Source organism: Salegentibacter salegens (assembly GCF_900142975.1).
Taxonomy (GTDB): Bacteria; Bacteroidota; Bacteroidia; order Flavobacteriales; family Flavobacteriaceae; genus Salegentibacter; species Salegentibacter salegens.
Window position 1 is genome coordinate 1355527 of sequence record NZ_LT670848.1, and the last position, 20638, is coordinate 1376164.

At 36.6% G+C, this 20638-nt stretch carries 24 protein-coding genes; 6 read left to right on the forward strand and 18 right to left on the reverse strand.

Going from position 1 to position 20638, the window contains the following annotated elements; all coding sequences use genetic code 11:
- Window positions 1-160: 160 nt before the first annotated feature.
- Window positions 161-913, forward strand: coding sequence for a hypothetical protein (locus B5488_RS06115; RefSeq protein WP_079734453.1), 753 nt, complete (start codon window positions 161-163; stop codon window positions 911-913).
- Between the two features lie 62 nt (window positions 914-975).
- Here the strand turns inward: B5488_RS06115 and B5488_RS06120 are convergent, their stop codons facing one another.
- A complete protein-coding gene (locus tag B5488_RS06120) occupies window positions 976-1941 on the reverse strand; it encodes an IS110 family RNA-guided transposase (protein ID WP_079734454.1) in 966 nt (321 codons plus the stop codon).
- Window positions 1942-2298: 357 nt separating this feature from the next.
- Between B5488_RS06120 and B5488_RS06125 the strand changes: the two genes are divergently transcribed.
- Both B5488_RS06125 and B5488_RS06130 read left to right on the forward strand, forming a co-directional pair.
- Entirely contained in the window at window positions 2299-2559 is a 261-nt protein-coding gene (locus B5488_RS06125; protein WP_079734455.1) for a hypothetical protein, read from the forward strand.
- A gap of 334 nt (window positions 2560-2893) precedes the next feature.
- Entirely contained in the window at window positions 2894-3394 is a 501-nt protein-coding gene (locus tag B5488_RS06130) for a YkgJ family cysteine cluster protein (protein ID WP_079734456.1), read from the forward strand.
- A gap of 44 nt (window positions 3395-3438) precedes the next feature.
- Here B5488_RS06130 and B5488_RS06135 read toward each other — a convergent pair whose 3' ends face one another.
- The 12 genes from B5488_RS06135 to B5488_RS06190 all read right to left on the reverse strand — a co-directional run bounded on the left by B5488_RS06135 (window position 3439) and on the right by B5488_RS06190 (window position 12529).
- Window positions 3439-4308, reverse strand: coding sequence for an aminotransferase class IV (locus B5488_RS06135; RefSeq protein WP_079734457.1), 870 nt, complete (start codon window positions 4306-4308; stop codon window positions 3439-3441).
- A 294-nt stretch (window positions 4309-4602) separates the two neighbouring features.
- Window positions 4603-4884: a hypothetical protein gene (locus B5488_RS06140; RefSeq protein WP_079734458.1), complete on the reverse strand. Its 282-nt coding sequence runs from the start codon at window positions 4882-4884 to the stop codon at window positions 4603-4605.
- A complete protein-coding gene (locus B5488_RS06145) occupies window positions 4885-6504 on the reverse strand; it encodes an amidase family protein (RefSeq protein ID WP_079734459.1) in 1620 nt (539 codons plus the stop codon).
- An 81-nt stretch (window positions 6505-6585) separates the two neighbouring features.
- Complete coding sequence (ftsY, locus tag B5488_RS06150) at window positions 6586-7539, reverse strand: signal recognition particle-docking protein FtsY (protein ID WP_079734460.1); 954 nt, start codon at window positions 7537-7539, stop codon at window positions 6586-6588.
- Between the two features lie 134 nt (window positions 7540-7673).
- Window positions 7674-7826: a DUF4295 domain-containing protein gene (locus tag B5488_RS06155; RefSeq protein WP_079734461.1), complete on the reverse strand. Its 153-nt coding sequence runs from the start codon at window positions 7824-7826 to the stop codon at window positions 7674-7676.
- Between the two features lie 7 nt (window positions 7827-7833).
- On the reverse strand, window positions 7834-8016 hold the full coding sequence (rpmG, locus tag B5488_RS06160; RefSeq protein WP_079734462.1) for a 50S ribosomal protein L33: 183 nt from the start codon (window positions 8014-8016) through the stop codon (window positions 7834-7836).
- Window positions 8017-8041: 25 nt separating this feature from the next.
- Window positions 8042-8281: a 50S ribosomal protein L28 gene (gene rpmB / locus B5488_RS06165; protein ID WP_057480126.1), complete on the reverse strand. Its 240-nt coding sequence runs from the start codon at window positions 8279-8281 to the stop codon at window positions 8042-8044.
- A 278-nt stretch (window positions 8282-8559) separates the two neighbouring features.
- On the reverse strand, window positions 8560-9822 hold the full coding sequence (locus tag B5488_RS06170) for a competence/damage-inducible protein A (RefSeq protein ID WP_079734463.1): 1263 nt from the start codon (window positions 9820-9822) through the stop codon (window positions 8560-8562).
- Entirely contained in the window at window positions 9819-10160 is a 342-nt protein-coding gene (locus tag B5488_RS06175) for an Hpt domain-containing protein (RefSeq protein ID WP_079734464.1), read from the reverse strand. Before B5488_RS06175 ends, B5488_RS06170 begins: the two co-directional genes overlap by 4 nt.
- Window positions 10161-10164: 4 nt before the next feature.
- A complete protein-coding gene (locus B5488_RS06180) occupies window positions 10165-10779 on the reverse strand; it encodes a fumarylacetoacetate hydrolase family protein (RefSeq protein WP_079734465.1) in 615 nt (204 codons plus the stop codon).
- Between the two features lie 250 nt (window positions 10780-11029).
- Entirely contained in the window at window positions 11030-11746 is a 717-nt protein-coding gene (locus tag B5488_RS06185) for a carboxypeptidase-like regulatory domain-containing protein (RefSeq protein WP_079734466.1), read from the reverse strand.
- A gap of 6 nt (window positions 11747-11752) precedes the next feature.
- The gene (locus tag B5488_RS06190; protein ID WP_079734467.1) at window positions 11753-12529 is read right to left on the reverse strand and encodes a 3'-5' exonuclease; all 777 of its coding nucleotides are present in this window, start codon (window positions 12527-12529) and stop codon (window positions 11753-11755) included.
- A gap of 132 nt (window positions 12530-12661) precedes the next feature.
- Here B5488_RS06190 and B5488_RS06195 point away from each other — a divergent pair, with 132 nt between their 5' ends.
- Window positions 12662-13081 carry a BLUF domain-containing protein gene (locus B5488_RS06195; RefSeq protein ID WP_079734468.1) on the forward strand — a complete coding sequence of 140 codons (420 nt, stop codon included), beginning with the start codon at window positions 12662-12664 and terminating at the stop codon, window positions 13079-13081.
- A gap of 74 nt (window positions 13082-13155) precedes the next feature.
- Here the strand turns inward: B5488_RS06195 and B5488_RS06200 are convergent, their stop codons facing one another.
- The 4 genes from B5488_RS06200 to recR form a co-directional block, all read right to left on the reverse strand.
- Window positions 13156-14496, reverse strand: coding sequence for a dihydrolipoamide acetyltransferase family protein (locus B5488_RS06200; RefSeq protein WP_079734469.1), 1341 nt, complete (start codon window positions 14494-14496; stop codon window positions 13156-13158).
- 148 nt (window positions 14497-14644) lie between these two features.
- A complete protein-coding gene (locus B5488_RS06205) occupies window positions 14645-14989 on the reverse strand; it encodes a type II toxin-antitoxin system RelE/ParE family toxin (RefSeq protein WP_079734470.1) in 345 nt (114 codons plus the stop codon).
- The gene (locus tag B5488_RS06210; protein WP_079734471.1) at window positions 14979-15248 is read right to left on the reverse strand and encodes a hypothetical protein; all 270 of its coding nucleotides are present in this window, start codon (window positions 15246-15248) and stop codon (window positions 14979-14981) included. Before B5488_RS06210 ends, B5488_RS06205 begins: the two co-directional genes overlap by 11 nt.
- A 36-nt stretch (window positions 15249-15284) precedes the next feature.
- Complete coding sequence (recR, locus tag B5488_RS06215; protein ID WP_079734472.1) at window positions 15285-15902, reverse strand: recombination mediator RecR; 618 nt, start codon at window positions 15900-15902, stop codon at window positions 15285-15287.
- Window positions 15903-16088: 186 nt separating this feature from the next.
- Here recR and B5488_RS06220 point away from each other — a divergent pair, with 186 nt between their 5' ends.
- Window positions 16089-17534 (forward strand): sodium:solute symporter, encoded by a 1446-nt coding sequence (locus B5488_RS06220; protein ID WP_079734473.1) that lies wholly within the window; start codon window positions 16089-16091, stop codon window positions 17532-17534.
- Here B5488_RS06220 and B5488_RS06225 read toward each other — a convergent pair.
- A complete protein-coding gene (locus tag B5488_RS06225) occupies window positions 17505-17867 on the reverse strand; it encodes a CoA-binding protein (protein WP_079734474.1) in 363 nt (120 codons plus the stop codon). The genes B5488_RS06220 and B5488_RS06225 overlap by 30 nt on opposite strands.
- Before the next feature lie 403 nt (window positions 17868-18270).
- Between B5488_RS06225 and B5488_RS06230 the strand changes: the two genes are divergently transcribed.
- Entirely contained in the window at window positions 18271-20628 is a 2358-nt protein-coding gene (locus B5488_RS06230; RefSeq protein WP_079734475.1) for a TonB-dependent receptor domain-containing protein, read from the forward strand.
- Window positions 20629-20638: the final 10 nt, after the last annotated feature.

Sequence of the window (20638 nt, forward strand, 5' to 3'; positions counted from 1 at the left end):
TAAGCGCAAATAGCGGGCATTCTAGTGAAAAGTGCTATTTTAGAGACTAAGTAAAAAACAACAAAGCCGACAAGTTCGCGTCCCTACTCCACGCTACTTGCCTTGACCAAGACCGTTATAAACAATTTTATAAGAAATTCTTTAGTTCAAAAATATCTAAATGGAGAAAACAGAAATACTTGAAAATATTAGCAAATCTGTCAACGAAAGATTGAAAATCCCGATAATTATTACTTACATAAGTGTATTAATAATTTATAATTGGGATATATTATTTTATCTATTTTTTGAAAATAGTTCTGCCTCTACTAGAATACTTGAAATAAAAGAAAATTACAGCGCTGTATACTATCAACGGATTCTTATTTGTCTGGGTATTTCCATTCTCTTAATAGTCATTTTCACAGCCTTAAATACCTTATTAAACTTAAGTTTAAAATGGTTTTATAGAAAGGATAAAGAAACTAAATCTGAAATCGAAAACTTCGAAAAAATTAACCAATTGTCTGAACAACTCTCTCAATCAATTGAAAAAACAAAAAATTTAAGTTCAGAAATTGAAAACCTCCAAAAAATAAACTTAAATCTATCTTCAAGTATTCTAGACATTGATATTAGTGAAATTTCAAAGAAAGACTATCAATTATTATTAGATGAAATAAATTCAAGAGCAGATAAAGAAAAAATAAGATATAGTCTTAAACAATTCATTGATGAGTTTAAAAAAAATCACAAGATCACTAAATTTCAAATTTTAAATTCAGCAACTTATGAACACGAAATGAAAAGTCTATTAGAAATTTTACAAAATCGTAAACTTTTGAAAACTAAAAATAAATACCAAAATGGTTTTACAACAGAGTTTTTTGAATTAAATAAATCGTTTGAAGATATTTTGAAATTGAAAACCTGATGATATTTAAATTCTAGCATAATACTGTTTACAACAAAGAACTGAGCTAACTTCCAAATCATTTATGCCATTTTTGACACAAAATTCTCATCATAAGGTAGTCCTGTTTTTGCAATAGCAAAGGCCTGCTTCAAGAGCTTATTGCATACGGCAATCAAGGCCAGTTTCTTGCTCTTTCCCTTCGCTATTATTCGCTCGTAAATCTCTTTACAGGCCTTGTTATGTTTACAGGCTGTAAAACTGCACATGAATAGAAGATTCCGGAGTTTAGAGTTACCTACTTTACTGATCCTGCTTTTACCTCTCACACTTTTCCCTGACTCCCGTATGGTTGGAGTGATCCCGGTATAGCAACACAACTGCCTAGCATTTTCAAAATTGGAGAAACCATCCGTCAGCACAATCAACATAATAGCTGTTTTATTCCCCATTCCCGGAATACTTTTCAATAATGTGAGTTGCTGCTGTTGTTCCTCTTTTACTATTTCAGTGAGTCGGTTTTCAAGTACCTGAATCTCTGTCTGAACATTCTTGAGAGCCCGGTTTAGCGAATGATAAACTGCTTTGGAAGGTTTACCCAGGACTTTCTCTCCATGCAGTTTGTTCTTCAATGCTGTGCTTTGTTTGATGTAGACGTCTATCATTCTCAGTAGCTGGAGACATTCCGCCTGGTTTTTATTCCTGGCAGTATACAAAGGAACTTCATTTACAGTAGCATATTCACAAATTGCTTTGGCGTCAGATTTATCTGTTTTAACCTTAGACAATTTCATTTGAATAAATCTTTTTACCGACAATGGATTGACTACAGAAACCTGAACATGCTGCTCATAAAGAAACTGAGCTAGCCTGTAATGGTAATATCCGGTAGCTTCCATCACAACTAAGCCTTCTGAAGAAAGAGTTTTAAAAAGCGCTTTAAATCCTTTAGGATCATTGGAAAACTGAGAATGTTTTCCGCTAGAATCTACCACATCAAACACATTTTTGCTGATGTCTACTCCATAAATTTGTTTACTTTTATTCATAATAGAACTATTAGGAAAGGACGCCTACTTTGGTTTCATCGACTTAAAAACGAGATCTAAAGTCTCACAGAACTGAACGAAATAAAAGTAGAAAAGAGAGGGGATTATCAATGTTGACGGAATCTAAAGTTCCCACGGTTCATATAACCTTACTCCTCTCCTTTGTTCTTTCTGATTAGAAATAAAATTTAAGAAATTTAAACTTAAGTCGGTTCATCGCAAATAACGGGTAGCATTTCAAAGAAAAAATTAAATTAACCAATAATTAAAATCTAAGCCGATAAGTCCGCGTCCCTTACTCCACCAACTTGTTTAATACGAGACCGTTACCCAAAAGCAATAGAAAAAATTGTGACAATGAACAAAATCTACGGAATTCTAATTATCGCAATATTGATAATTGCTTGTAAAGAAAACAATACAGAAAAGCGATTAACTTCGAATCAAACCAACTTCAATCAGGACTTAGCAAATGAACTTAGAAGAATTGCTAAAATAGATCAAATTGCTACATACATTCCTCAAGGCGAGTACAAAAAATTAACCCAGGAAGAATGGAATGCATTTAAAGACAGGGTTTTTACAAGCCATCAAAAATCTCCTGTAATTTTTTGGTAACACTGTCTTTTCAGGTGGTATAGACTTTTTGTTTTTGTGGGTAATGGAACTTATGGGAATAATTTGCGTGGTGGTGCCGGTAACAAAAATTTCTTCTACTTCTACCAGTTCATGACCATGGCTCTCCTTTTCTTTTACTTTTATGTGCAGCTGGGCAAAAGTTAAATCACAAAATTTCCGGTAATACTTTCAAAAATATCCTGATTTTTGGAACCATTTTAAAGTATTACATCGATGGCACTATAAGGATGCATGTGAAAAGTTTAAAGGATTTAGGAACTATATCATAGGCTTAAAAGGATTATACTAAAAAAGTGATAAAAATTCAGAAAAAATGAATGATTCATCGAATATTTGTTTGTCTTGTGGGCTTTGTTGTGATGGCACCTTGATTGGTTTTGTAGAGCTCGAGAAAGAGGAATTGCCGGGAATGAAGGCAGTAATGGATATAGAAAATGAGAATGATAATGGTTTTTTTCTTCAACCTTGCAACAAGTATTGTGATGGTTGTACTATTTATTCGGAAAGACCAAAACAATGTGCCAGTTTTGAGTGCAAACTTTTAAAAACTTTCGAGGAAAAAGAATTGAATTTTGATTCGGCTATTGAAATTATCAATAAGATTAAACAAAAAAAGATCGCGATAGAGAAAAAGGTGGCGATACTAAAACTTGATTTACGGTCCCAATCATTTTATTTTAAAATGGTGGAATTGAAAAAGTTATTGCGAAAAAACAAGCCTGAATCATTATTAACACAAGACCATCTAGAATTAATATCGGACCTCGAACAACTCGACCATCTACTATCAAAAAATATGGGCGTCACATATTGAAATATGACAATGGTAAATTATATTAATAATTTCATTTTGAAACACTAGGTTAGCTTTTCCCTCGTCCTCTTAATAAAAATCTCCTGTAATTTTTTGGTAACACTGTCTTTTCGGGCGGTGTAGACTTTTTTGTTTTTGTGAGTAATGGAACTTATGGGGATTATTTGCGTGGTGGTGCCGGTGACAAAAATTTCTTCTACCTCCACCAGTTCATCAATATGCACGGCTTTTTCAACCACTTTTATGTTTAAGTCGGTGCAAATATTAATCACTTCTGCCCGGGTAATTCCAGAGAGGATCTTTTGGCCTTCGGGATGTGTATGCACCACGCCGTATTTTACAAAAAACAGGCTGGAGTGTGAACCTTCGGTAAAATAACCTTTGCGCACCAGGAGGTTTTCAGCAAAACCGGCAGCAATAGCTTCCTCGTTCGCCATCACATTCGCTAATAGTGCTGTCGACTTAATATCGCAGCGGTGCCAGCGTTTATCTTCCGTTGCCATTACTTCCCAGGATTTCTTTTCAAATCCCTTCAAAGTCACGGGAAAGGCATACAGCAAGACAGTGGTTTCAATCTTTTCGGGAACAAAATGGCTCCTGGTCGCCGCTCCCCTACTCACCTGGATATAAACCGCGGCATCGGCTTCATTTAATCCTGCCCGGGAAATGGCTTCCAGCATCGTTTCCTGAAGCGCAAAAGGATCAAATTTAATCTGAATCTCATCAAGGCAGTATTTCAGGCGCTTTAAATGTTCTTTTAAAAGAAAAGGCTTCCCCGAGTAAAAAGGCGTGACTTCATAAATACCATCGCCAAACATAAACGCACGGTCAAAAACCGACACAAAAGCTTCATCGTGTTTTAGCCACTTTCCGTTTAGGTAAACTTCCGAAGGATACTGTTTTTCAGGTTTCATAGTAATAAATTTGTATATCCGTAAAAAGTCATACTTTAAAATTTAGACGTCATCCTGTCCCGACGCTTCGGGATGTTTCAGAGCCTGCTCCGAAATTTATTCGGAGATCTAAGTTGAGTGTATCGTACTGCCCATGTTAGATGCTAAAATAAATTCAGCATGACGATTTATTCATGATTTTGATCTTATGAGTAAACAACTTCGGAGCAAGCCCACGAAGCATTATTATTGGAAACTATAATTTGATTTCGAGGCATCCCGATGGTTCGGGAAGCAGCATTTAAATTTCGATTATTAACCAAAATACTCATGTAATTGATGCATCCATTCTATTTCATAATAACGTACAATGCTAATTATAATTACCCCGGCGGCTACATAGATCCAGGAATAAGAATCGCGTTTTAGCATAAAGCCACCAATAATTGCAAAGATCACAAACGGAATCGCAAGTATAAGGTTTGGCAAAGGCCAGGCATCCTGGAATAACACGGCAATAATCTTCATAGCGCCATAAAATATGCTGTAGAACAAAATGATCTTGCTTATTAGCGCTTTCAAATTCCGTTGCTTCATTTACTCGTAATTTTTTGGTGATTGTCGGCGTTTGGAAGCCTTTTCGAAAGCAAAAGCCCACTGGTAAAGTTTATTTTCCTGCGATGATTTTGCGAAGAAAGTTAGGCCTTTTGGCGCCCCTTCCTTATTATAACCCATAGGCACGGTAATGCCGGGATAATGTGCCACCGCAGCAAAACCGGCATGATAATTATTTATAGATAAAATTCCGTCTAAATTATGTTTCTGCATTGGCGTTTCAAAATACTTTCTCCCTTTTTCGCTCAAGTCACTTTTTATAGAATCGAGGTTGGTAGAATCACCCGATTCCTGTAAAATTCCTTCAAAAAGGGCCTGGCCATAAGGCATCCTGCTAACCGAATCTTCTATATTGAATTTCACAATATCGTCTACGGAAGTAAAACCTGTTTCAGCGCCATATTTTTCAAAATATTCCGGTAGATCTTTTTTCATATCCAGGCTTAATAAGCGTAAAAAGTTTTCCAGCTCAATTTTTTCGGCTTCAAATTCTACAATTTCGGCTCCTGCATTTTTAAGATCATTAACCGCACGCCTGTACAGCGAATCTTCTTTCATTAATTGCTTAAATGCGCCAAAACGTTTTCCTTCAAGACTTGTATTTTCGAAATTGAAATCGGTATTTTCTACTTCAACTGAAAGAGCATCTTCCACATCTTTACCGGTCATTGCCGAATATAAAATCGCATTATCTATCACCGATTTTGTAATTGGCCCGGGAGTATCTAAATAACTGGAAATGGGAACAATCCCACCCCGACTTAAATTTCCCATAGTTGGCTTTAAACCAACCACTGAATTTTGGCTGGAAGGTGAAAGAATAGAGCCGGAAGTTTCTGAACCTATCGCAACAGGGGCCAAATTGGCTGCTACAGCAACCGCGCTCCCTGAACTGGAACCGCCGGTATCAAAGATCTTTCTTCCGTAAGGATTTAAGGTTTGTCCGCCAACCGCTGAATAACCACTGGGGCATTCGCCGCAAAAGAAATAAGCCCATTCGCTTAGATTTGCTTTCCCTAAAATTAACGCACCATTTTCTTTTAATTTCTGAACGATAAAAGCATCTTCGGTTTGATTGTTTTGCAAAGCAACTGCTCCGGCGGTGGTCGCCATGTTCTGCGTGTTGATATTATCTTTAAGCAAAACCGGAATTCCATTAATTAAATGATTTTCTTCTGAATTATTTAATTTTTCGTCTTTTTCCCGGGCTTCTTCCAGCAAGTTTGGATTCAGGGAAATAACCGAGTTTAAAGAAAGCTCATTTTCACGGTCAAATTTTTTAATGCGGTATAGGAAAAACAGGGAAAGTTCTTCGTAAGTAAGATCAGCATTTTTAACTGCTTCCTGGAGCTCAGGAATGTTTTTATCAAAAATAAACGGTTTTAATTGGTTGTATTTTTCTTCAGAAAATTCAGCTAAATCGCTTTCAAAAGGAGCCCAAAGAGAATCCTGTGAGATATTTTTAGAATCTAAAACTTTAAATTCTTCTTCTTTTTCGGTTTGTAATGAGTCCCGGATTTCGCTATTTTCATCTTCGGAATCTTTCTCATTTCCGCAGGAAAATAATGCGGGCAGTAAAAGAAGGAGTAATAGTTTTTTCATCTATTTATACATTTAAAAAGCTAGAAATTCCACTACTAAATATTAGTCGGTATAGTGCCGATTTTCCAATAACAGCCTGGTTTATTGTTTAAAGAAAGAATCTACAAATTCATATTTATTGAACACCTGCAAATCTTCAACACCTTCACCTACACCAATATATTTCACTGGAATTTTAAACTGATCGCTAATCCCAATCACCACGCCTCCTTTTGCGGTACCATCTAGTTTTGTCACGGCAAGTGAAGTCACTTCTGTAGCCGCTGTAAACTGTTTTGCCTGCTCGAACGCATTCTGCCCGGTTGAGCCATCTAAAACCAATAAAACCTCGTGAGGAGCATTGGGAATTACCTTTTGCATCACTCGTTTCACCTTGGTTAGCTCGTTCATTAAATTCACTTTATTGTGTAATCTCCCTGCGGTATCGATAAGGACTACATCAGCATTTTGTTTTACGGCACTTTGCACGGTATCAAAAGCTACCGAAGCAGGATCGCTCCCCATTTTTTGACGTACAATAGGGACATCGGTCCTATCGGCCCAAATTTGTAACTGGTCTATGGCTGCCGCCCTAAAAGTATCGGCTGCGCCCAAAACCACATTTTTTCCCGCACTTTTAAATTGATGAGCGAGTTTCCCGATGGTAGTGGTTTTCCCAACTCCGTTTACGCCAACCACCATAATTACATAAGGTTTTACATCTGGAATTTGAATGTTTGCGGCTTCGCCGGTTTCGGTTTCAGAAAGAAGTCCGGCAATTTCTTCACGTAATATTTTGTTAAGCTCTTCGGTACCCAAATATTTATCCCGGGCTACGCGTTCTTCAATACGTCTAATTACTTTTATAGTAGTTGCCACTCCAAGGTCACTACTAATCAATACATCTTCAAGATCATCTAAAACTTCTTCATCTACTTTAGATTTTCCGGCAACCGCCTTACTCATTTTAGACATAAAGGTGGTTGTGGTCTTTTCCAGACCCTTATCCAGGTTTTCTTTTTTGTCTTTTGAAAATATTTTTTTAAATAAACTCATTTTTTGGAAGGTTTAAAAATCAACAAATTTCGAAAATAGCTTCCGAAATTTCAGTTGTAAATATACATAAAAACAAAAAGCCGTCCAGAGGTTATCCAGACGGCTTTGTAAATGTTTTCAAGAAGTTGGTTGAACTAGTTTTTCTTCAAAAAATCGTTCACCTCTTCCGGAGTCATAATTTGTTCAACAAAAGTATAGGCGCCAGATTTTGGAGATTTAACCATCTTGATTGCTTTGGTTAATCTTTTAGCCCCTGTTTGTATCGTTCCTACTGATTTCTTAGCCATAACTTAATTATTTTATCTCTTTATGAACCGTCATTTTCTTAAGGATTGGATTAAATTTCTTTATCTCCAACCTATCCGGTGTATTCTTTTTATTCTTGGTAGTAATGTATCTTGAAGTTCCCGGTTTTCCGGTTCCTTTATGCTCTGTACACTCTAGTATAACCTGTACCCTGTTGCCTTTCTTTGCCATTGTAATGTGTTTTTATGCTTGAGGATTATTTCTTCAAAAATCCTTTTTCTCTTGCTTCTTTAATTACAGCAGAGATGCCTTTTTTATTAATATCTTTAAGTGCAGATGTAGATACCTTTAAAGTCACCCATTTATCTTCCTCAGGAATAAAAAAACGTTTCTTTACCAAATTGGCATTAAATCTACGTTTGGTTTTGTTCATAGCGTGAGAAACATTGTTCCCAACCATCGCTCTTTTACCAGTAAGTTCACAAACTCTTGACATTGCTCTATTCTTTTCTCGTTATTTCAAAACAGACTGCAAATTAACGATTTTTTCACCTAACAAACAATATTAATTTAAAAAAATATTCAGGGTTTCTTAAATTTCCCAGCTGCTTCTATTTTTTAGCTAAAAACTCGCTGTTTGCCTTCTGTTGGAAGCTTACCGGATTATTCTCCTGTTTAAAATCGAGCTTATCCAAACCTTTAATATATTTAAGCTTCTGAATTTCAAAGCTTCCAAAAGGCAAATTTAAAACTTTTAGATTAAATTTTAAGCGGTTACGGGTAGGTTTTTATTTGCTGAAATAACTCTTCCCTTATCAACTCCATGCTTTTATTCACTGCTTTGCCAATTACTTTATCCCGATGATTTCCGAAGATAAATTTTTTGGCATACACTTCATTGGGGGTTGCAATTCCTATAAAAACGGTTCCGATTTCTGCTTCACTGTCGCCTTTTGCCGGGCCGGCGTTACCGGTGGTAGCAATCGCATAATCGGTTTTAAACAATTCCCTGGCGTTTTTGGCCATCGCTATCGCCACTTCCTCACTTACCACTGAATATTCTTCTATAAGCTTTTTATCTATTTTTAAGATATCTTCTTTAGAACTTGTGGCATAACTCACCACGCTGCCTTTATAGTAGTTAGAAGCTCCAGGAGGATTAGCAAATAAAGCGGCGAGTTTCCCACCGGTACAGCTTTCGGCTGTGGCAATTGTAGCTCCTTTTTTAATTAGCAACCTGGAAATTTGGATCTCTATAGATTCATCGTCTTCGTACCCAACAATGATATCCCCAATAATACCATGAAGATCGCTAATTAAGCTTTCCACACTGTTTTTAAGATGTTCTTCGTTATCACCCTTTGCGGTTAACCGCAACCTCACTCTTCCTAAATTAGGTAAGTAGGCAAGTTTAATATAGTCTGGTAAAGCATTTTCCCAATCTTCAATTTTATCGGCTATGGCACTTTCTCCCATTCCGTAAGTCAGGACAGTTTTATGCAAAATTACCGGCCTTTTATAACTTTGCTGAAGTCTTGGCACTACCTCGTCTTCAATTAAAGCCTTCATCTCAAAAGGAACTCCCGGAAGGGAAACATAGGCTTTGCCTTCGCTCTCAAACCACATTCCCGCAGCGGTACCATATTTGTTTTTTAAAGCCACAGCTTTAGAAGGCAACATGGCTTGCTTTCTATTAAGACCTGAAATTGGGGTGTCTATATATTTTTCGAAAAGGAATTCTATATGCTGAAGTACTTCCTCATTTTTTACCAGTTTATCTTCAAAAAACTCGCACAAACAATCTTTGGTAATATCGTCTTTGGTTGGTCCAAGACCGCCGGTTATAATTATAATATCGGCGCGGCCTTTGGCTTCATTTAAAGCTTCCAGGATATGACTTTTCTCGTCTTCTACCGTAGAAATTTGCTTTACCGAAACTCCAATTTTATTCAATTCTTTAGCGATAAATGTAGAATTGGTATCTATAATCTGGCCAATTAGAATTTCATCTCCAATGGTAATTATTTCTGCTTTCATTCCAGTTCAAAATCACGTTTAAGGGCAATACTGGCTACATTTACTTTCTTTGTGATTATAGATGCCGCATTTGGAACTTCGTCTTTCTTTTTCCCGGCTTTTGCCCAGGCTTCTATAACTTTTATTTCGTCCATAAGTTCCAATCCAAACAATTGTAAATTTGGTTTCATTTTATGCGCAAATTGATAGGCAAGATCGGGATTATCGTTAGTAATAGCCTCGTTCATCGCTTCTACATCTGGCGGAATTTCTTCTAAAAAGGTTTGTACCACTATTTTCATGAAATCTTCGTCGCCCCCGGCCATTTCTTTAACCTCACTTAAATCGTAGTTGCTCATAGTACTATTTTATTTGAATTGAAAAGATTTGTTTGTCTTCTATAAATCCGGTTAATTTATCTTCTGCCGCCACTTTGCCAACGCCCGCGGGTGTTCCGGTAAAGATCACATCACCTATTTTTAAAGTAAAAAACTGTGAAATATAGGCAATTAGCTCATCTATTTTCCACAGCATTAATCGGGTATTACTTTTTTGAACGGTTTCCTCGTTCTTATCTAAACTAAAGTTAAGCATATTTATATCGCCAACCGCACCTTTGGGCAACCATTTTTCGCCTATAACCGCGGCTCCATCAAAAGCTTTTGCCTTTTCCCAGGGCAAACCTTTCTCCTTTAATTTTTGCTGAAGATCTCTCGCGGTAAAATCTATCCCGAGGCCAATTTCGTCATAATATTTATGTGCAAATTTCTCCTGAATATGCTTTCCTACTTTTTTGATCTTTACCAAAACTTCTACCTCATAATGCACTTCTTTAGAAAAATCTGGTATAAAGAAAGGTTGTTTTTTTAATAAAATGGAAGTATCAGGTTTTAGAAAAATTACCGGATCTTCGGGTTTTTCATTCTGTAATTCAGAAATATGATCGGTATAATTTCTACCTATACAAATTATCTTCATGCTTCAGCAATTAATCGGTTAGGGTAATTTTAAAGGCCGGCGCCGGAATTTCTCCTTTAAAAACCGAATGAGAATTATCTAAATTATTCATTTTTTTCCAACCATTAGTATCCTTAAAAAAGGAATTGAAATTTTTATCCTCATCTTCAAGCACGCCTTTAAAAACAGGTAAATATTTAACTACCTTAAAATCTTCGTAAAGAAGCGTATCGGTTTCCCTGTAGACGCGGTAATCTTTCTTTTCAATATACTAGTTTTCTTTAATAAACAAATGCTCTACCGCTACAAAAAAGCCTTCTTTTGGTATAGGAATTCGATACCTGCGCATTGGAATTTTAGTTTTAAACCTGTTGTCTCCGCGTTCTATAATTAAATTTGAGGTTAACAAATCCCCATCTGGTTTTCCGTCATCGCCAACTTCTAATATTCTTAACCTGAATTTTGACTTTTTATTCATCTTCATATCGGTAGAAAAAAACCTAACCTCTATCTCTTCCAAAAAACAGCCTGCTTTAAAATTTTCGGGTCTTGCATAGTAGCGTGCTATCATACTTGGAAACTGTCCGCCGCTAAAGTTCCCCAAACCTATGCTTTCCCTTCCGCGGAAATCATTGATCTTTTCAGAATTATTTTCGGTGATATTATATAACTGAACTTCAGAAAGTGAATTTACATCGGGCTCCAATTTTATAACCCTACTATTAAGCTCGGCGAGCTTTATATTTTTTGTTTTAAAACCTACATAACTAAATTTTAAGCTAACTGAAGTATCTACACCCTTTAATACGAAAGAAAATCTTCCCTGCGCATCTGTAGACGTGCCTCTATGCTCCTCTTCCAAAACAATATTTACATACGCTAAGGCTTGTGAAGTAACGGCATCTACCACCTGACCTACCACACGATTTTCCTGGGCTGTAGAAAACTTGCAGCACAGCAAAAACAGTACGATAAAGGTTTGCTTCATTGCTTATTAGGACAATTTATTATTCAGCTTTCTCAGCTTTATAGCGGTAAGCACTTTTTTGGTGTACAGCGGGAAATCGGCATTCTGGATCCAACCGTAATAACCGGGTTCGTCTTCCAGCACCTTTTCTACATTTTTACCTTTAAATTTTCCGAAAGCGAAAACTTCTTCTTCTTTTTTATCGAAAGCAATAAATCCTGCGAAATCAGCAAAACGTTTCCTGGAAGAATAATCGGCCAGGTATTTCATATCATTTTGCAAATCTCCATAGCGGTCTAGTTGAGATTTTAAAACTTCGTAAGTAGCCGTAGTATCAGCTTCGGCACTATGGGCGTCTATTAGATCTTTTCCGCAGTAAAACTGGTAAGCTGCAGCTAAGGTTCTTTGTTCTTTTTTATGAAAAATGGTTTGTACATCTACTGCCACCACGTTTTTCATTTCAAAATCTACCCCGGCACGCAAAAGTTCTTCTACCAACAATGGAATATCGAACCGATTGGAATTATAGCCTCCAAGATCACAGCCTTTTATCATATCATGAACCTGGGAAGAAAGCTGCTTAAAAGTGGGCTCATTAGCTACTTTTTCATCTGAAATTCCATGAATAGCAACAACCTCTTGAGGAATTGTCATTTCAGGATTTACCAGCCAGGTTTTACTTTCCTTGTTTCCGTTAGGAAAAACTTTAAGGATGGCAATTTCTACAATACGGTCTTTCGCCACATTTGTTCCGGTAGTTTCCAGGTCAAAAAAACAAATGGGTTTGGTTAGGTTTAATTCCATAAGAGGAGCTTGATTTTGGGGATAAAGATACTATAATTTATGAGCTTTGCTTTTCCAGAAACTTGCAATTTAAGCTCTTTTGAACAAAAATAAATTACATTTTTTACCTTTGAATTTATAAAAATAAACAGAATGCTTAAATATATTGCGTACGTAAGCAGGCAAAGTCACGTGATTACTGACAGGGCTTTAAAAGAATTACTTGAAAAAGCGCGAAATAACAACACTGCGATTGCAGTAACCGGAATGCTGATCTATTTTCACGGAAGCTTTATTCAATATCTTGAAGGAGAAGAAGAAAATGTTGACTGGCTGTATAGTAAAATAGCTAAAGACAAACGCCACCAAAACATAACCGAACTGGATTCTGGCTTCAGTAAGGAAAGAGCTTTTTCTGACTGGTCTATGGCTTTTAAAAAGCTACAAAAAGATGAAGCTTTTGAAATTCTTGGTTATAAAGATCTGGAAACAGAGCAGCTTTTTGAAAATTACCAAAGCCAGGATGAGCACCCGGCTTTAAGCCTATTAAATAATTACGTAAAGAATCTTTGAATAGGATATTTAAAAGCTTAAAAAGAAAAAACCGGCTAATTTTAGCCGGTTTTTTCTTTAAATATTATTTGAATTTATATCTCGCGGTCTTTGTCAAAACCTTCAAGATATTGCGCTACACGTTGCACAAATTGACCACCAAGCGCTCCATTTACAACCCTGTGATCGTAACTGTGCGAAAGGAACATCTTGTAACGAATACCTATAAAATCACCATCTGGTGTTTCTATAACAGCCGGTACTTTTCTAATGGCTCCCAGGGCAAGAATTGCAACTTGCGGTTGGTTAATTATAGGAGTTCCCATAATGCTTCCAAAAGTTCCTACGTTGGTTACGGTGTAAGTTCCACCCTGAATATCATCGGGCTTTAATTTATTTTGGCGTGCACGGTTTGCAAGATCATTTACCTTTTTAGCAAGGCCAACAAGGTTAAGCTGATCGGCATTTCTAATTACCGGCACTATTAAGTTTCCGTCTGGAAGAGCTGCTGCCATTCCAAGATTTATGTTTTTCTTCTTGATAATCTTATCGCCATCTACAGAGATATTGATCATTGGGAAATCGCGAATTGCTTTCGCCACGGCTTCCATAAAAATTGGAGTAAACGTAAGTTTTTCTCCTTCTTTTTTCTGAAAATCGTTTTTATGCTTATTTCTCCAGTTCCAGATATTGGTAACATCTACCTCGATAAAAGATTGAACGTGGGCTGAAGTTTGAGCGCTATCTACCATATGATGTGCGATCATTTTACCCATTCGGCTCATTTCTATAATCTCATCTTCTCCAGAAGGAATCACTTTTTCAGACTCGGCTTTGGCGCTGGCCATTTTTCCGGTATCTGCAGAAGACGCTTGTTTTGCCTTTGGCTTTTGCTTAGCAGAAGTTCCTTTCTCACGGTTTTCAACGTAAGCTAAAATATCATCTTTAGTTACTCGATTATCTTTACCGGTACCTTCTACTTCTTCTAACTCGTCAAGGTCTATCCCTTCTTCTTTCGCTATATTCTTTACCAGTGGAGAGTAAAACCTGGAAGCATCAGAAAAATCTTTGCTCCCTGCAGTTTCTTTTGCAGTCTCCACACTTTCGGCTACTTCGTCAGCATAATCCTCTTCTTCGCTTTCATCGTCAAGATCAAGATCTAATTCATCATCATCGTTGCCGGCAGGAATTTCACCTTCGGTTTCAATAATAGCTATGGTTTGGCCTACCTGCACTACATCATCGGCTTCAAAAAGTTTTTCTACCAATTTCCCTTCTACTTCACTGGGGACTTCGCTATCTACTTTATCGGTAGCGATTTCCAACACCGGTTCGTCGGCTTCAATGGTATCTCCAACTTCTTTTAGCCAGTTGGTAATAGTTGCTTCGGCGACACTTTCGCCCATTTTTGGTAGCTTAAGTTCAAACTTTGCCATATCTATAATTGAAAGCTTATTTTAAGGTTTATGCTTGCGAATTTAATGAAAATTCAACTTTAAAAGTATTAAAAAATCAATAAATTAAATTTTCACTATATATTTTCTCTCGTAGAAATGAAATCCGCTTTTGGGTAAAATTACAATTTCAAAAGCTGAAACTAAATTTTTCAGTAGAAATATTATTGATTAAGTGGAAGTTTTCGGGGATCCTGTCGTGTATCAAAAACATGCAGAATCCTAATAAGAGTTTTATTCGGAACACTATAAAAATAGAATTATGTTTTGTTACCACACATTTATAAAACCTCTTTTCCTTTGAGAGTGCAGGAAACTGATAAGGATTTAACTTAATTAACTCTACCGAATGGTTTAAGATATTAAAGAAATTTTCACTAACTGTCTTGCTCCAATTATTTTCAAGATATTCAAGAATATTATCTAACTCCTGTATGGCTGAAACAGCCCAAACAACTTCCCTTTTAGAAGCCATATTTATCTTTTAGCTTTCTTGCAACTTCTTTATGCGGAACTCCTGCTACCCTATCTAAACTTTCTTCAGCATCTTCAATTCTTTTTTTTTGCCAACCAGGCATTAAATCCCATTCTTCAAGTTGATAATCGGTTTGCGGTTCTTCAATATTTTTTTGTTGATGAAGATGCTCAAGCAACTCCTGAACTTGAAGCAATTGAGCTTCATTAAGTCTCTCCAGTTTTTCAATAATCGCCTTTTTTAATGCTGAAATTTTCATCTGCTTATTTTTTAGCGCGAAGCTTAATTAAAGATATCAACTTTTAGTAGAACTTTCAAAAGGAATTCTATTGGTAATACTTCTACCTAATGTAACCTCATCTGCATACTCCAGTTCGTCTCCTACTGAAATTCCTCGAGCGATGGTTGAAGTTTTAATACCGGTGCTTTCCAATTGTCGATAAATATAAAAATTAGTGGTATCGCCTTCCAATGTGCTACTTAGTGCAAAAATGATCTCCTCTACTTTTCCTGCCTGCACTTTCTCAATTAAAGGTTTAATGCTAAGCTGCGAAGGGCCAATGCCATCCATAGGGCTTATTTTTCCACCTAAAACGTGATAATGCCCGCGGTATTGATCGGTATTTTCAATAGCCATTACATCTCGAATATCTTCTACCACACAAACAATTTCTGAATTTCTGGAAGGATTAACGCAAATAGCACAAAGATCGGTATCACTAATATTGTAGCAATTTTTACAGAGTTTTATTTCGGTTCTAAGTTTGGTAAGAGCATCTGCCAGTTGTTTGGTTTGCGACTCAGGTTGCTTTAGCATATGCAAAACCAACCTTAAGGCCGTGCGTTTTCCGATGCCGGGAAGTTGAGACATTTCATCTACAGCCTGTTCCAATAGTTTTGAAGAAAAATCCATAACGCGAATTTAGGATTTTTACTCGATAATCGAGATTTAAATGCTCCCGCTTGATTCGACTGAAAGAATAATTTTCCGTTTCATAGCTCTTGGGCTTGCCCCGAGGTCTTTGATCGTTCATTTTTATGGAAGCAGGCTAAAGTTTAAGCTTAATTTGTAAATTCGCCACTTCAGAAAATCATCGCTATGCAGCCTTACCAGATTTTAATTTTAATCGCCGCCTATTTCGGACTTTTATTTTTGGTTTCTTTCTTTTCCAGCAGGGCCGGTAGCAATGCCGAGTTTTTTAGGGCCAACCGGGAGTCGCCGTGGTATATCGTGGCTTTTGGAATGATTGGTGCTTCGCTTAGCGGGGTTACTTTTATTTCTCTTCCAGGAACAGTAGCCACAGATAGTTTCAGTTACTTCCAGGTGGTTTTGGGTTATACCGTGGGTTATGCGGTAATCGGTCTTATTCTCCTGCCGCTTTATTATCGATTAAACCTTACTTCTATTTATTCTTACCTGGAATCACGCTTTGGAAAATATTCTTATAAAACCGGGGCTTCATTTTTCTTGCTTTCAAGGATAGTCGGCTCCAGTTTCAGGTTGTTTTTGGTGGCGAATGTTTTACAACTGATTCTTTTTGATGAATTAGGTGTTCCTTATTATGCCACAGTTTCCGCGACAATTTTTCTTATTTGGTTATACACTTTTAGAAGCGGAATTAAAACCGTGGTCTGGACAGATACCCTGCAAACATTTTTTATGCTGTTATCGCTTGGAGTGACTTTAATCGTAGTTTCAGATGAATTAGGGATTACAGCGGGGGGAATGATTAATCACCTTTCCGAAAGCGGACTTACAAAAATCTTCTTCTTTGAAGACTGGAAAAGCAGTGATCACTTTATAAAACAATTTCTAAGTGGAGCTTTTATTGCAATTGTAATGACAGGTCTCGACCAGGATATGATGCAAAAAAACCTTACCTGCCGTAACCTGAAAGATGCTCAAAAAAATATGTTTTCGTTTACTATAGTGCTTACTATAGTAAATATGATGTTCCTTATACTTGGGGTTCTACTGACACAATACGCCGATCTAAGCGGAATTGGCGCTATTAAAGATGAGCTTTTCCCTGCAATCGCCACCGGCGGAGAATTAGGAATTGGAGTCGCTATTCTTTTTATTCTGGGGCTTATTGCCGCAGCCTATTCCAGTGCCGATGGAACTTTAACCGCGCTTACCACTTCGTTTAGTATTGATATTCTAAATATTGAAAAGCGATACGAAGAAGGCAAACAAATGAGGATAAGAAAACAAATTCATATTGTTATTTCTATCTTATTTATCGCCGTAATGCTGATTTTCAAATATGCGATAGCCGATAAAAGTGTAATTAATAAACTGTTTGAATTTGCCGGATATACCTATGGGCCGCTATTGGGACTTTATACACTGGGATTATTTACTAATATTAAAGTAAAAGATAAACTTGTACCAATAGTTGCGATTTTAGCGCCAATTTTATCTTATATAATTAGTATAAACAGCCTGGTTTGGTTTGGCTTTGAATTTGGTTTCTTTATTTTAATCCTCAACGGATTTATAACCACGCTGGGGTTAATATTGATTCGTACCAAGCATCACTAAGGTGCAGGCTACTTCAATTTCAATATTATTTTTTCTAAGTATTTCGTAAAATTCCTGGTTTTCGGTTCCCGGGTTAAAAATTACCCGAACAGGATTTAAAGAAACAATATAATCGTAGTATTCTTCCTGTCTCGGTGGGCCCAAATAAAGGGTAACCGTATCTATATCCTGAAAAGGAATTTTTTCGGTTTCTATTTTTACTCCCGCGACTTCACCTTTTCTTAAACCAATGGCCACCGTAGGTTGATTATACCTTACCAGGCGTTCTATAGCGATATTAGAATAGCGGGAACGATTAAGAGATGCGCCAAGTACTAAAGTTTTTTTCTCCATATTACAAATTTAAGGTTTCAGAATAAGTGTAACAAAAATACTTCTCTTTAGTCTTTAAGGTAGCTATAATTGCAGGAATATAGATGTGATGGTTAGTAAACCTGCAAATTACGGCAGCCCGTATTTCTAGAATGCGGGCTTTTTTTAAAATTCTTTTTAAAATACTGTAACAATTCCATTTTATATTCGTCTTTATAGTAGAGGAAAGATCAAAATTTTAGAATTGCACGTTTACCTATTATGCAATACAAAGTATAAGGTATAACATTTAAGGGGTCATTCATCAATCAAAAATCGGTAAGTTCTATTCATCAAAACTAAGAATTTGCCAAAAGAAATATTCTGGTATTATGCAATACAAGGATTTATTTTAAACATACTAATCATCAAAATCAATCAAAAAATGAAACAGTTATTTTTAATTTTAGCATTATGCATTTGCAGTTTTACTGCATTGGCCAACGAACCCGTGGGCAAAATTTCGGGTTCTATTGTGGATGGAGAACTGGAAGAACCTATCCCCTACGCTACCATAAGTATTACCGATATGGATGGCAACCTGGTCTCGGGAAATACTTCTGCAGACGATGGAACTTTTTATATTGAAAAGATCCCAAACGGAACTTATATGTTCAAAGTTCAGTTTATGGGTTACAAAACCTTTTCTAAACAAATTGAAATAACCAAAGACCATAGCACTCACAATTTTGGCGCTATTCAATTAGAACCCGATGTAGCAATGCTGGACGGCGTTACCGTTGTTGCAGAACGCACTACCATAGAGCAGCGAATTGACCGAAAGGTGATAAATGTAGGAAAAGATCTTACTACCACCGGGGCCAGCGCTTCAGAGATAATGAATAATGTGCCTTCGGTAAATGTAGACCAGGATGGAAATATTGCGCTTCGCGGAAATTCTAATGTGCGCATTCTTATAGACGGAAAACCCACCAATATGGATCCTGCGCAATTGCTAAAACAAATTCCTTCAACTTCAATAAAAACCATTGAATTGATTACAAATCCGTCAGCAAAATATAACCCTGAAGGGATGAGCGGAATTATCAATATTGTACTTCACAAAAATGCTAATGACGGTTTCAACGGAACTTTAAATACCGGTGTAACCATTGGTGATAACACTCGCTACAATGGTTCGCTTGATATGAATTACCGAAAAGGAAAATTCAATTTTTACGGAAATTTTGGCGCTCAGTTTGGCGATCGTAACAACCTTGGAAGAATTAATTTTACCGAAGATAATTACCGACAGGCTTTCGATATTACAAACAGAAGAGAATCTTATTTATATAAAATCGGAGTTGATTTTTATTTAAATGATTCAAATACCTTTTCCTTTTACACCAATCAAAATCATTATGATGGTGGGCCTTTAGGATCTTTAAGAATTATTTATCCCAATAATCCAGAACTTAATTTAGCCCAGAACCTGGATTCCAATTATGATAATATTAATAGCACCTACAATTTCGCTTACGACCGAAAGTTTGAAAAAGAAGGGCATAAAATTATATTCGAAGTAGATTATAACACTTTTGATGAAGATGAAAATTCAATCTTTAACTTTGAAGGAGACACCGAAGGTTTCACAGATTACCGTGACCATGTAAAAGAAAGCCGGGAAAATATTATTGCGAACGTGGATTATGAAAATCCGCTTTCAGAAAATAGTAAACTGGAAATTGGTGCAGAAGCCAGGCTTTTAGACACCGATAACAATTATACCACAACCAGTGATTTCTTAACCGATGCCACTTACCAGTATAAAAGAGATATTTATTCGTTTTATACAACTTACGGACAGAATTTTGAAAAATGGTCTTATCAGCTTGGAGCAAGATTGGAGAATTTTAGTGTAGATGCGATTTACAACGGCGAAAATGTATTTAATGACGATTACTTTAATATTTATCCCAGCGGATTTCTTAATTATACCCCAAGTGAAACAAATTCCTACCAGTTAAGCTATAGCCGAAGAGTAGATCGTCCAGGTTTTGGGCAGGTTAATCCTATTCGTGAGATAAGTACACCAAGATTAACGGTTTCAGGAAATCCTGAATTAGATCCTCAATTCACCAATTCCCTGGAATTTAATTACACCCGAAAATTAAGCAAAAAAGGAAGCCTAACTGCAGGAGTTTTCTTCAGAAATATAAACGATGAGATTAGCCAGGTTTTTATAGAAGACCCTAATGAAGAAGGTTCGCTACTATTGCAATTTGACAATTTTGAAGATAATAATGCTTACGGTTTGGAGCTTGGCACCAATTATAAATTCACCGATTGGTGGAGTACCAACACCAACTTTGAATTATACAGCCAGCAATTAAAAGGAGTAGTTGGCACCGAGTATTTAGAAACCGATAACACCGCCTGGACCTTTAGATCCAACCATAGTTTTAAAGCAACAGATAAATTGACTTTCCAGCTATTCGGGTTTTACCGAAGCAAAGCTAAAAACCTGCAAATGGATATGGACCCGATGTATTTTATGAATATAGGCGGACGTTACACCTTCCTGAATGATAAGGCAACCTTAAGTCTTAATTTTAATGATGTTTTTGATACGCAGGAGTTTAGTTTTACAAATGGCCGCCCCCTACCACAAACCGGAAGGTTTAAAGGTGAAACCCAAAATGTATACGTAGGATTCTCCTATAGATTTGGGGGCGGAAAAAACAGAGCGTTGAAAAGAAAACAAAGAGACGACAACGAAGCCGAAGGCGGTGGAATGTTTTAGAAATTAAAAG